This is a genomic window from Hyphomicrobiales bacterium (assembly GCA_016125495.1).
Classification (GTDB): domain Bacteria; phylum Pseudomonadota; class Alphaproteobacteria; order Rhizobiales; family RI-29; genus RI-29.
In genome coordinates, this window is the sequence record WGLQ01000029.1 from 82,590 (window position 1) to 94,929 (window position 12,340).

Here is a 12,340-nt window from a genome sequence, read left to right on the forward strand (position 1 = left end):
GCGGCGCGGGCTCACCTGAGGCGGCCGGGTCACGAGAGACGCCGGGCAACCTTGGGCGACCATGCCCGGCGGGCGACGACTTTTCCGTTCCAGAGCGCCTCGAGGTCCCCTTCGAGGTGGAACCGCGTAGCGTCCGCGGTCATGCCCACGGAGCAGCGAACGTCGACGACGCCGTCCGGACGCTCGAAAACGAGGCGGTGCGTGAAGCGGCTCTCGGCCGAAAGGGGATCGGCCGGGTCGATCCGATGTTCGGCGCGTGTCTCGTAGCAGAAAGTCGTTCCGGTCTCTGCGAAGCGGAGTGATGAGAGTGGCTGGTGCCAGCCCTGGACAAGCCTGCCATCGGCTCCTTCAGCGGCATATCGTTCGATCGCAGGCGCGCTTTCGGCGACGTAGCTCCTTTGAACCGGAAGATCGCTCGGGGCAGGGAGCACGCGTCCTAGGGGCCTTGCCGGAGAGCTCAATCGCGGCAGGGCGAGCCGGCCGTGGTGAATGTGGACGTCGCTCGGGCGCGGCGCCGGCCAGACCATGGGCCAGTACGACGCGGCGATCGACAGGCGGATGCGTTGACCCTTGCGGAAGCGATGCGCCTTGCTGTGGAACACCACCGTCACGCGGCGTTCCTGGCGTGCCGGCGGGCTCGCCGGTTCATCGAGGTTGTCGTCGAGCGCCAGATTGAGCATGGAGAAGGCGACCCGCCCCGCCGTTGCGTCCGGCGCGACGTCGACCAGTCGGATGGAGAGTTGGGCGATGGGCTCGTGCGATGACAGGGTCAGCTCGACCTGCGCCTTGCCATAGAGGACGACGTCTTCCCCGAGTGGCTCCGTCTCGAACGACAGCGAGCGGGCATCGTCGTCAGCTTGATCGAGCGGTTGACCTCCGTGACGACCGAAGTAGCCGGTGTCGCCTGCGGCCTGGCCGACGCGCAGGTCGAAGGGAACCTGCCATGCGGTGGAGGCAGCGCGGGACGTGCCGGTCCTGCCGATGCGACAATCGCCAGACGACGGCGCCGGCACCAGGCCCTGCGGGGCGAGGCACCAGGTGACGGGATGCGTCTCCTCGCTCGGCGGGCCACTTTCGATCCAAGCCCCGCGGCGAGTATCCACCACGTCCGCAGGCGGGTCGTACTCGCAGAGCCAGCAGCGCAGTTTGGGCCAGTCGAGGACTTGCTTCGGCTGCGGGTCCAGCCAGTGGCGCCACCATTCGAGCATGAGTTCCTGAAAGCCGATGGCCGGACCCGGATGGCCCTGGTCCGGATAGTGGTGGCCCCATGCCCCGACAACGCCCCAGGCAAGGTCCGGGCGGGCCTGCACGAGTGACATCACCGAGTTGGAGTAGCGGTCCGACCAGCCCCCGACGGCCAGCACCGGACACGAGATGCGCTCGCAATCGAACCGCACGGAACCGAAGCGCCAATATGCTCCACGCGCCTCCTCGCGAACCCAGGTCTCCAAAGGAAATGCGAGTTCGTCGAGCCGCCTCTGCCATTCCTCCCGCCACCCGGCGCCGAAGGTCGCGCTGTCGGGGGGCGAAGCGAGAATCGCCGGGAGCGTGGTGCCCCACTCGATGCTGTCCGTGAGCAGGCACCCGCCCATGTGGTGAATGTCGTCCTCGTAGCGATCGTGCGTGGCGCAGACCGCGATGACCGCCTTCAAGGCGTCCGGTGCATCGATGCTCGCCTGCAGGCTGGCGGTCCCACCCCAGGACGTGCCGAACATGCCGACGGACCCGTTGCACCACGGCTGGGCGGCGATCCATTCGATGACATTGCGGGCATCGGCAAGTTCGGCCGGCGCATACATGTCATCCATCAGGCCGGCGCTGTCTCCGGAGCCGCGCATGTCGACCCGCAGACATGCAAGGCCACGTGCCGCCAGCCAGGGATGATTGCGCTCGTCGCGAGCGCGCACCATGTCACGCTTGCGATAGGGAATGTATTCGAAGACCGCCGGCACCGGCTGCGACCACGCGGTTTGCGGCAACCAGAGGCGGGCCGAGAGCCGGGTTCCGTCAGGCATCTCGATGTTGACATGCTCGACGACTTCGACGTCCCCGGGCAGACCGGCGGATTGGCTCATGACCTGCCTGCTCCCGATCACTCAGATGGTTGTCTCGTGTGGAAGCGCGGCCGTTTCCGACCGCGCGCTGCGATGCCGATCAGCCCTCGAACCACCAGCGCCGTGCGAGGCGCCCGTCGTCGAGGCGCCGGCTCACACCCACCGCGCCATGCCCCATGCGGTCGCTGGCGCCGATCAGGATGTTCACGAAGGCCATGATGACGACACCGCCCTTGTCCCAAAGCATCTCCTGCGCCTTGAAGTAGAGTTCGCGACGCTTGGTTTCCTCCGCCTCGCCTCGCGCTGCCGCGAGCAACGCATCGAACTCGGTGTTGTCGAAGTAGGTCGCATCCCACTCCGAGGACGAATGATACTGGGACGTCAGCATCCAGTCCGCGGTCGGGCGCCCGTTGTAGTATGACGCACTCCACGGCTGCTTCATCCACACGTTCGACCAATAGCCATCCGCCGGCTGGCGCTTCACCTCGAGATTGATGCCGATCGGGGCGAGGCTCTCCTTCATGAGAACGCCCATGTCGACCGCGCCGGAGAAGGCACCGTCGCTCGTATTCAATTCGAGGTCGATTTTCGACAATCCAGCTTGTGTGAGATGCCACTTGGCCTTCTCGGGATCGTATTCCCGTTGCGGGAGTTGATCATTGTAGAACTGCTGGCCGCGCGCCAGGGGAATATCGTTGCCTATGGTGCCGAAGCCGCCGAGGATCTTGTCGACGAATTCCTGGCGCCGAACACCCCACTTGATCGCATTGCGCAGGTGAGCGTTGGAAAGCGGGTCGGTATCCGTGCGGATGTCCGTCGTATAGTGCTGGGTGCCGGAGACGGAAATGAGCTTGTAGCCCGCCAGCTTGCCGAGCCGGACCGCAGAGGTCACGTTCGGCGAGCCGATGACGTCGAGGCTGCTTCCGAGGAGACCCGAGACGCGGGCCGCCGGGTCGGTGATATTCCAGAGCTCGATGGAATCGAAGTGGCCTTGGTCGTCACGATAGAAGTTGGCGAACTTGCTGGCGATATAGCGCACGCCCGGCTCGAAATTCTCCAACTTGTAGGGGCCCGTGCCGACACCCGCACTCCAAGCGGTCTCTGCTTTGCCGATGAGCAGGCCGAAAGAAGAAAGGTGCGAGGGCAGGTCGAAATTCACCTCCGCCTGCTTCAGGATCACCGTGCTCGGGCCATCGGTACGGATCTCCGTGAGATTGCCGACGATCTGCTTGGCCTCCGCATTCTTGGAGGCATCGCCCTTGTGCTGGTTCAGCGACCAGACGACGTCTTCGGCCGTGAGTGACTTGCCGTCGTGGAACTCCACGCCCTGCCGCAGCCTGATCGCCCAGGTGCCATCGCGGTTGCCCTCCCAGCTTTCGGCGAGGCTCGGGACCGGCGTTCCCGTCGCATCGATCTCGGTCAGCGTGTCGAAGGTGGCGAATGCAGCCGACTGCGGGTGATCCGCACCGAGGCCGACGAGCGGGTCGAGCGTGTCCGTCGTGGCGCCGCCGTCGGCGCCGAGCCGCAGCGTCCCACCTGATTTGGGCATCGCTGCCTGGACCTTGCTCCAGAGTGACGTGGCAAGGCCGACTGAGAGCCCCGCTCCCACCGCCGCACGCATGAAGCTGCGGCGCGACAGGCGATCCTCGATGGCGCGCCTCTCGAGCGCTGCAAGCGAACGTTCGATCACGGTACTTCCTCCCTGTATGCGCGGACCCCGCATGGACGTTGCCAGCACCATTGGAGGGTGCACTCCAAGTCACGCAACGTCACTTCGAATATCCATTCTGAAAAGAATTTTTCAATCAAATTCTTCTGTCAGCGTACGTGCGTTTGCATCGCTGGGTGCCTGGGGATAGTGCTTCGTGGACAACCGTGGAGGATGTGATGGCCAGGAGGGATGAGCGCATCGACGATCGTCAGGTCGTGCCCGAGAGCCTCGTGTCGGTCGGCTCGGAAATGCGCCAGCTCCGCAAGGTCCGTGGCTTGACCCTGAAGGCGCTCAGCGATGCCTGCGGTGTCTCCGTCAGCCACCTCAGCGCGATCGAGCGGGGCGCATCGAACCCGTCGATGGACCTGCTGCACGATATTGCGACCGCCCTGGCCGTCTCGCCCGACTGGTTCTTCGCCAGGAGACCCGGCGCCGGACCACTCGAGCGTGCATGCATCGTCCGCGCCCAGAACCGGCGGAACCTCAACGTTCTCTACGGCCAGTCCCCGGCCGAACTCGGCTATACGGATCAACTGATCTCGAGCTCGATCGGCGGGCGCTTCTACATGGGCCTGGCGGTGTACGCCCCCTATACCGATGGCCCCGAGGAGCCCCTTCTCGAGCACGGTGGCGAAGAACACGGCCTCGTCATCGAGGGAGAGCTGGAGATGCAGATCGGCGATGAGTTCATCACGCTGCGCGAGGGCGACAGCTACAGCTTCGAGGGGCGCATTCCGCACCACGCCCGCAACCGCTCCAAGCGTGTGACGAAGCTCATCTGGGCGGTCTCGCCGGTCGTGATACCGAAGGACGTCGTGCAAGCCCAAGGCGCATCGACCGGACCGCGAAAGCGGAAGGGAAAGTAGCCCGGAATCCCGCGCCGGAATCGCGGCGAAGTCGTCGGGCGACACGAACATGGCCTTGGCGGAGAGGATGGGATCGGGAGCGAACCTTCTCCAGCCTAAGGCATTGAAATCATTTGTTTGACACGGCGCGCATCAGGCGCCCGGTCAAGAATTTACATCTAGCAGTACTGGAGGTGCCATGCTCGCGACCGAATACGCATCAAGGCCGGAGTGACAATCATCCGATGAAGTCTGCGCGCCGCTCAAGCAGGCACTCGTAGAGGAAATCGACGAAGAGCCGGACCCTCTGCACCCGTCGCAGGTCACCGTGCATCGGCACCCAGGTCGAGCGGAACTGTTCGAGCTCGGTTCCCGGCAACTGCTGCAACTCGGGGAAGACGCTTTGCACCCAAGCTGCCAGAAAGGTCATCCCCGCCCCGGCGCGGGCGAGGTGCATGTGCATCGCTGGATCGGCGATGGCATGGCGAACCTTCGCGCGCGGAAACGGTGAGGCGGCGATCATCGCCTGCAGTTCCGGCACATCGCCGTAGCCGAGCCAGGTCAGAGCCTCGCCGCGCGGCCCGGCATCGTGCAGATGCCTGTCGATGTAGCTGCGCGAGGCGAAGACACCCATCGACAGCGGAAACAGCTTGCGCCCCACAGCATCGCCGGTGAGGTCGCGCACGTGGCGGATCGAGACGTCGGTCTCAAGCTTTTCGATCGACTCGATAGAGTAGGACAGTTTCATGTCGAAATGGATGTCGGGATTGAGCGACAGGAACTCGCCCAGAACCGGCGCCAGCAGGAAATGCGCGGTCATCGGGTCGGCCGACAGTCGGATGCGACCCGCCGCCTCACTGTCGAGACTGCGAACGGCGTTGAAGCCCTGGCGTAACGACGCTTCGGCCTCCAGCGCCTGCGGCAGCAGCTTGCGACCCGCCGCCGACAGCTCCAGCCCACCCGCACTGCGCCGGAACAGCTGCACACCCAGCTGCGCCTCAAGCCCTTCGACCTGTCGGCGCACGGTCGCGTGGGTACCGTCAAGCTGCTCGGCAGCACCGCGGAGCGATCCCGCCCGCGCAACGGCCAGAAAAGCCGGAAGAGATTTCCAATCCACCGTCCGGAACGATTATGAACCACACTAGTGCGAAAGCTGCAATATTCGGACGGAAATCGGTCCGGTAGAGAAAGGGCAACCGAACCGAAAGGACAACACCATGACCATAACACTCACTGCCTAGAGCATCGATCAGTACGGCACCCCCGAGGTGCTGAACCCGGTGACCCGGCCGATTCCGGCACCCGGCCCCACCGAGATCCTGATCCAAATCCGCGCCTCGGCCGTGACGCGCGCCGATGGCATGATGCTGGCCGGGCAGCCCCACTTTGCACGTCTTTTCCTTGGCCTGCGCCGCCCGCGTCACAACCTTTCGGGCACCGGGCTCTCGGGCGAGGTGATCGCCGTAGGCGACAATGTCAGCCGGTATGCCGTGGGCGACGCCGTCTTCGGCGAGGCGGGGCTCAAGTTCGGGGCAAATGCCAGCCACATCTGCCTCGATGTGTCCGGCGTGCCGATGAAGACGGCCGCGGCACTGTCGCATGAGGACGCCGCCGTGATGTGCGATGGGCCGCTGACCTCGCTGAATTTCCTGCGCGAGGTGGCTGAACTGCGCGCGGGGCAGAAGGTCCTGATCCTCGGCGCCTCGGGCAGCCTGGGCAGCGCGGCTGCGCAGATCGCCGCCGCGATGGGGGTCGAAGTCACCGGCACCTGCAGCGCCCGCAACGCCGACATGGTGGCCGCACTCGGGGCCGGGCGGGTCATCGACTACGGCCGGGAGGATTTCACTCGACAGGCCGAGCGCTATGACGTGATCTACGATACGCTCGGCGTCTCGTCCTTTGCCGAGGCCAAGCGAAGCATCACCCGCTCCGGCCGCTACGTCTGTCCGGTGCTGGGCCTCGGCCTGCTGGGCGCGATGTTGCGCACCGCGTTTGCGGGAACGCGCAAGGCGCGTTTCTCGGCTACCGGCATGCTCAAGCCGGACGTGCTGCGCCCGACGCTGGGCACCCTCGTCGAGATGGTCGAGGACAGGAAGCTGATTCCTGTTATCGACCGGGTTTACCCTCTGGCCGATCTGATCGAAGCGCACCACCACATGGAGACGGGTCACAAGCGCGGCAATGTCGTCGTAGTGTTGGCGCGCGCCAGCCAATCAGCTGAAACACGAATTCAATAGAAGAGACAAACATGAGAATGAATTACTTCGTCATCGGAACGAACGACATGCGCGCTTCGAAGGCCTTCTACGACGGACTTTTCGCGGGCGTCGGTCTTCAGACCATGTCGCCTTCGGACCGCATAACTTACTGGCTTGGCGAGGATTTTTCCTTCGCAATAGCGACACCCTTCAATCTGGCGCCGGCAACCAACGGGAATGGCACGATGGTTGGCATTTATGTCGGGGCAAAGGAAGACGTTGAAAGGATGCACGACCTGGCCCTTGCATCGGGCGGCACGTGCGAAGGCGCGCCCAGTCAGCGTGGGCCGAAATTCTCCGGCTATCTGAGAGACCTTGATGGCAACAAGCTGTGTCTGTCTGACTAGAGAATACAATGCCCGATACATTTGCCGGTATGCCATCCTCGGCTCGCTTGCGTCAGGATGGGCTTAGCTCCGAAAAGCCCCAACTGGATGGCTCCACGTTGCGACCGCGACCACCACCGAAAGGAAAACCATGTCCCGATTGAATGACAAGACTTGCATCGTCACGGGCGCGGGGCGCGGGATCGGCGCTGCGATCGCGCGGGCCTTCGCCCAAGAAGGAGCGACCGTCGTCGTGACCGACAAGGACGCGGGTCGCGCCGCCGATGTCGTCCGTGAAATCGGCGGGCACCACATGCGCCTCGATGTGGCCTCCGAGGCCGATTGGTCAGCACTTGCCGAAGCGTGGCCGGCCTGCGACGTTGTGGTGAACAATGCCGGGATCACGGGCTTCGAGGAGGCCATGCGCCCGCACGACCCCGAGCACGCCTCACTGACGGATTGGCGGGCCGTACATGCGGTCAATCTTGACGGCACCTTCCTCGGCTGCCGGTACGCGATCGGCGCGATGCGCGCCAAGGGCAGCGGGTCGATCATCAATATTTCGTCTCGTTCCGGCCTCGTGGGAATTCCGGCGGCGGCTGCCTATGCGTCGTCCAAGGCCGCCGTGCGCAATCACACCAAGTCCGTCGCGCTCTATTGCGCCGAACAGGGGCTGAACATCCGCTGCAATTCGATCCACCCGGCGGCGATCCTCACCCCGATGTGGGAGCCGATTCTGGGCGACGGGCCGGACCGCGAGGCCCGCATGGCCGCCTTTGTCGCCGACACGCCGTTGCGCCGTTTCGGGACGGTCGAGGAAGTCGCGTCCATCGCAATTCTGCTCGCTTCGGACGAGGCCGCCTACATGACTGGGACGGAGCTGACCGTCGACGGCGGGTTACTGGCCGGCTCGGCAGCCGCACCCAAAGCGGACTAAACGCAGACACGTCCGCCTGACGCAATGCCCGAAGGACCGAAACCATGACCGAGCTTACCCTGACCCCGGGCCTTGTGCGCCAGATCCGAATTGCCGGCCTGTTCTATCTGATTATCATCGTTGCTGGATTGGGTGCGGAGCTTGGCCTGCGCGGCCCCCTAATCGACCTCGCGGATGCAGAAGGAACGGCGACGGCAATCCTTGCCGCACCAGGTCAGTTTCGGCTCGCCATCGCCGCCGACTTGATCATGGCGCTCTGCGATGCGGGGCTGGCAATTCTGCTCTACCTGATCTTTCGATCGGTCGCACCGGGGCTTGCGCTCTCCGCAATGGTCTTCCGCCTGATCCAGACTGTTCTGATCGCCGCGAACCTCATGGCCATGCAGGCCGCGTGGCTCCTGATCTCGGGGGGCACCGAGGTTGCCGATGCAAAGACACTGGCGTTGGTTTTCCTCGATCTGCACAGTCATGGTTATGACCTCGGCCTCGTTTTCTTCGGCGTGAACAGCCTGATCATGGGGATGCTCGTCTGGCATTCGGGCGTCTTCGCGCGCGCCTTCGGCATCGGTCTGATCGCGGCCGGTCTGGTCTATCTCACAGGCAGCGCGCTGCGGTTCTTTGCGCCGGACCTCTCATCCGCCTTTATGCTGGCCTACGGCGTTACCATCCTGGCCGAAACGGCCTTCTGCCTGCGGCTGCTGCTTCAGCGGGCGCCGACCTGAAACGCAGCTGCTTGCGCCTGGGTCATCCACAGCAACCCGAAGAGCAGAAGGGCTGCGGACGCCCCGCAGGCCAGCGTTCGAACGGTGTTCCAGAAGGTCCAGCGCGGCAGATAGGTGCCTGTCCAATAGGCGCGGGTCGCGTCCTCGGACAGGTTCATACCGGCCAAAGCCTCGTTCATCGGCACATTGAAGAAGATGGTCACGCCGAAGCAGCCGATCAGGTAGAGGAGGCCCGCAAGCAGGATCAGTCCGCCGGAGGGGTGAGCGAGGTTGGTCGCGCCATACCCGACGATGACCAGCGACACGGCCGCCATCCCCAGGAAAAGGGACATGAAAACCCAGCGGAAGACTTCGCGATTGATGACCTGCATGGCTTCGACTCCGCCCGCCCCACCGGTGAGCGCGAGCGACCGCATGATGAAGTCGGAGAAGGCCAGGAAGACGCCCGCGACCAAGGCATAGGCGAGGATGGCGAACTGCATCAGGATGAAGAAGAACGGGGACATGGGAGGGGTCTCCTTGATGTGCGGACCGCGGCGGAGCACGCCCGCCGCGTCGGAAGGGGTCAGCGGAGGGCGACGCGCATTCCGGCACGTCCTCTCCCGGGCCGGAAGGCGAAGAGGCAGAGCGCCGCGACCGCGAGTTCGAAGACGAGCGCCGCCATTATCCCGGCCGAGGGGAGGCCATCGACGGCGAGGCCGACGATGCGTCCGGCAGGAAACCCGAGAAATACGACGAGGGCCGCGACGAGTGCCACCGCGCTCAGGGACTGCCGGACGATCCCCGCCAGCATGACGGCGCCGAGGGCGGCAAGACCGGCGCCGGGCGCGCGCAACTCGCTTAGAAGGCTCGGGTCGGACCCGAGGGGGATACCGTAGCTCGCGTAGAACGCATGCGGTGCCAAGGTGATCGCTACGCCGATGCCGAGGGCCGAGACGCCGGCGATGCCGAGCGCGACCTTCTGGAGACGTCTGAGGGTCATCGGATTTCCTTTCGCTACGAGGGCGGGTCAGGCCGCGCTGGCCCACGCGCCCGCAATGGCCGCGCCCCTGGCGAAGTCGGCGAAGTCCCGTGGCGGCCGTCCGAGGGCGCCTATCACGCCGTCGGTCGTGTGCGCATTGCGCCCGTCAAGAGTCTCGCGTGCGATGGCGGTAAAGACGTCGGCCACGAAATCTCCGCCCGATTGCGCGATGTTGGCGTGGAAGTCCTCGAAGCTGATGGGGATGTGCCGGATCGGCCGGCCGGTCGCCTCGGACAATTCTCGCGCCATGTCGGCGAAGGTCATCAGGCGCGGGCCGGTCACCTCGTAGAGTTGGCCTCGGTGGCCCTCCTCGGTCAACGCCGCGACCGCAACATCGGCGATGTCGTCGATGTCGAGGATGGGTTCCGCGATGTCGCCGCCCGGCATGGGCAGCACGCCGGCGAGGACCGGGTCGCGCAGATAGCCTTCGCTGAAGTTCTGCGCGAACCAGGCGGCACGCACGATGGTGAAATCCACACCCGAATTGCGCACGACCTGCTCACCGAGACGGGCGTGGTGCTCACCCCGGCCCGACAGCAGCACGAGGTGCTCGACACCAACGTCATTCGCCGTCTCGACGAGGGACTCGAGCTTCTCGACCGCGCCGGGGAAGGCGAGATCGGGGAAGTAGGTGACATAGGCCGCGCGGGCATCGCTCAGGGCCGGAGCCCAGGTTTCAGGCGCCTCCCAATCGAAAGGTGTCGCAGAGTTGCGCGAGCCGCGGCGCACCGGATGCCCCTTGGCCTCCAGCTTGGCAGCAACGCGGCTTCCGGTCTTGCCGGTGGCGCCAATGACGAGGATTGGTTTCGGTTGCATGGGTCTTGCTCCTTGGCTTCAAGTGATGGCCAAGGGGTACCAGCTGGGGCGCAACGCGGTATTGACCGGCCGTGCCACCGTTTTGACCGCCGTCGCCAAAGCGGCGTCACCGGCTCATACGAGCCTTGCGGTAACTCGCCGGCGTCGTGCCCACCCAGCGCTTGAAAGCCCGGGTGAACGAACTCTGCTCGGAGAACCCTGTCAGGAAAGCGATCTCGGCAAGGGAATGGCTTTCCTCTCGTAAGAGTCCCACGGCCAGGTCGCGGCGGGTCTCCTCGGTAAGGGTATGGAAGCTCATCCCGTGTTCCGACAGACGCCGATGAAAGGAGCGCGCGCTCAGTCCGAGACCGCGTGCAATATCCGCCATCCTGGGCGCGCCCTCGGTGAGCGCCTGTGCGATGGCGTCCTTCGCGTGGGCGACCAGCGGGGCCTCATCGGCGATCTCCGACAACTCGGCATCCAGATGCGAGGTCAGGTAACGCGAAATTCCCTCGTCGCCTAGGATGTTCGGTTGCGCCAGCGTCTTCCGAGAGAACAGGATTGCATCCAGGTCTGCGCCGAAACTGACAGGACAGCCGAAATAGTCGTTGTGACAGTTTGTGGAAGTCGGGGCTGGATGCTGGACCAGCACCTCCAGGGGCGCGACGGGCACCGGGCAGACCTGCCTCGCTATAGAGACGGCGCTCGCGAGCGTCGCCTCGTTCGACAGCCGAAGGCCCAGCCGCCGCACGCCAGATCGGTGCAGAATGAAGAGCGTGCCGCGCGGATCGGGACGCAACTCGTACTCCACGACGCTAGTCCAGAGCCGGGCATAGCGCTCCACCCGTTGAAAGGACCCGCCAAGCGTCGTCGCCGCCTTGAACGCCAATCCCAGCGCGCCGTACTCGTCGAGCCGCATGGACGCACCGACGCGCAGGGGCAGATCGGTCGCGTCCGTCTGCGAGGCGATGCGCTCCAGCAGGTCGTAGTAGCTGTCGGCGGGAAGCATCGCCTTCGGATCCCAATGCCCTTCCGCATCGAGACCGACCGATGCAAGCAATGCGGCCGCATCGACTTGAGTCCTCACCGCGGCGACCATCTTTCGCGCGAATAATGAAGTAACGTAGCCCACGATCGAAACTCTACGCGGAATGGGCACGAGCTCCAAATATGCCGATCGCTGTCAAGATCGCGGCAACGCCAGTCCAAAAGCCGGGAACGCTTCGAGAGGAGCCCGAGCTCCGCAAGGCGATGTGGCTCGCAGATTCCAGAAACGCGCGGCAGGGGTTGGAGGGACGACCTTCGGCCGTGCACACGATCAAGCGCATGTCCGCGCCTGCGCCCGCATCACCGCATGGTTGCTCAGCCTCTCCACGATCGCCGAGTTCTCCGGCAGCAGGACCATCTCCTCGGCAACTCGTGCTTGGAACTCCCGACTGTACTGGACGACCGGCGGACACGCCCGTGGACCACCACCGTCAGAAGCACCCGTCGCGCATCCGCTCAGCAAGATCGTTGCGAGGACGAGGGCGCCGGCCCATTCCGCGACCGGTGCCGCGGCGCTGGCGATGACGCGCGTCAGCTTCATGGACGGATGCACCCGGCCCGCGCCACCAATCCCCTGACGTTCCCGACGCCCCAGGCGCCGCCGCGCCGTGTCCTGATGCTGCG

12 protein-coding genes and 1 pseudogene are annotated in these 12,340 nt (G+C 64.9%); 5 read left to right on the plus strand and 8 right to left on the minus strand.

Features of this window, described 5'->3' with window-relative positions; translation table 11 throughout:
* Nucleotides 1-29 precede the first annotated feature (29 nt).
* Together GC150_17145 and GC150_17150 are read right to left on the minus strand one after the other, a co-directional pair.
* Nucleotides 30-2,075 carry a CocE/NonD family hydrolase gene (locus GC150_17145; GenBank protein MBI1386634.1) on the minus strand — a complete coding sequence of 682 codons (2,046 nt, stop codon included), beginning with the start codon at nucleotides 2,073-2,075 and terminating at the stop codon, nucleotides 30-32.
* Nucleotides 2,076-2,154: 79 nt separating this feature from the next.
* Nucleotides 2,155-3,795, minus strand: coding sequence for a peptide ABC transporter substrate-binding protein (locus GC150_17150; GenBank protein MBI1386635.1), 1,641 nt, complete (start codon nucleotides 3,793-3,795; stop codon nucleotides 2,155-2,157).
* Nucleotides 3,796-3,941: 146 nt separating this feature from the next.
* On the opposite strand from GC150_17150, the gene GC150_17155 reads away from it, so the two are divergent.
* The gene (locus GC150_17155; protein ID MBI1386636.1) at nucleotides 3,942-4,631 is read left to right on the plus strand and encodes a helix-turn-helix domain-containing protein; all 690 of its coding nucleotides are present in this window, start codon (nucleotides 3,942-3,944) and stop codon (nucleotides 4,629-4,631) included.
* A gap of 217 nt (nucleotides 4,632-4,848) precedes the next feature.
* On the opposite strand, the gene GC150_17160 is transcribed toward GC150_17155, so the two are convergent.
* Nucleotides 4,849-5,727 carry a LysR family transcriptional regulator gene (locus GC150_17160; GenBank protein ID MBI1386637.1) on the minus strand — a complete coding sequence of 293 codons (879 nt, stop codon included), beginning with the start codon at nucleotides 5,725-5,727 and terminating at the stop codon, nucleotides 4,849-4,851.
* Between the two features lie 100 nt (nucleotides 5,728-5,827).
* Between GC150_17160 and GC150_17165 the strand changes: the two are divergent.
* From GC150_17165 to GC150_17180, 4 genes and pseudogenes are all read left to right on the plus strand, one after another.
* A pseudogene (locus GC150_17165) lies at nucleotides 5,828-6,847 on the plus strand (zinc-binding dehydrogenase).
* Nucleotides 6,848-6,858: 11 nt separating this feature from the next.
* Nucleotides 6,859-7,215 (plus strand): VOC family protein, encoded by a 357-nt coding sequence (locus GC150_17170; GenBank protein MBI1386638.1) that lies wholly within the window; start codon nucleotides 6,859-6,861, stop codon nucleotides 7,213-7,215.
* Nucleotides 7,216-7,345: 130 nt separating this feature from the next.
* Nucleotides 7,346-8,131 (plus strand): SDR family oxidoreductase, encoded by a 786-nt coding sequence (locus tag GC150_17175; protein MBI1386639.1) that lies wholly within the window; start codon nucleotides 7,346-7,348, stop codon nucleotides 8,129-8,131.
* A gap of 44 nt (nucleotides 8,132-8,175) precedes the next feature.
* Nucleotides 8,176-8,853, plus strand: a complete 678-nt coding sequence (locus tag GC150_17180) for a DUF4386 family protein (protein ID MBI1386640.1) — start codon at nucleotides 8,176-8,178, stop codon at nucleotides 8,851-8,853.
* Here GC150_17180 and GC150_17185 read toward each other — a convergent pair.
* The 5 genes from GC150_17185 to GC150_17205 form a co-directional block, all read right to left on the minus strand.
* Complete coding sequence (locus tag GC150_17185; GenBank protein ID MBI1386641.1) at nucleotides 8,835-9,359, minus strand: DUF1772 domain-containing protein; 525 nt, start codon at nucleotides 9,357-9,359, stop codon at nucleotides 8,835-8,837. The genes GC150_17180 and GC150_17185 overlap by 19 nt on opposite strands.
* A 59-nt stretch (nucleotides 9,360-9,418) precedes the next feature.
* Complete coding sequence (locus GC150_17190) at nucleotides 9,419-9,835, minus strand: DUF4345 domain-containing protein (protein ID MBI1386642.1); 417 nt, start codon at nucleotides 9,833-9,835, stop codon at nucleotides 9,419-9,421.
* A 27-nt stretch (nucleotides 9,836-9,862) separates the two neighbouring features.
* Nucleotides 9,863-10,690 (minus strand): NAD(P)H-binding protein, encoded by an 828-nt coding sequence (locus GC150_17195; GenBank protein ID MBI1386643.1) that lies wholly within the window; start codon nucleotides 10,688-10,690, stop codon nucleotides 9,863-9,865.
* A gap of 106 nt (nucleotides 10,691-10,796) precedes the next feature.
* Nucleotides 10,797-11,768 (minus strand): helix-turn-helix domain-containing protein, encoded by a 972-nt coding sequence (locus GC150_17200; GenBank protein MBI1386644.1) that lies wholly within the window; start codon nucleotides 11,766-11,768, stop codon nucleotides 10,797-10,799.
* Nucleotides 11,769-11,987: 219 nt separating this feature from the next.
* Entirely contained in the window at nucleotides 11,988-12,179 is a 192-nt protein-coding gene (locus GC150_17205; GenBank protein MBI1386645.1) for a hypothetical protein, read from the minus strand.
* Between the last annotated feature and the right edge of the window lie 161 nt (nucleotides 12,180-12,340).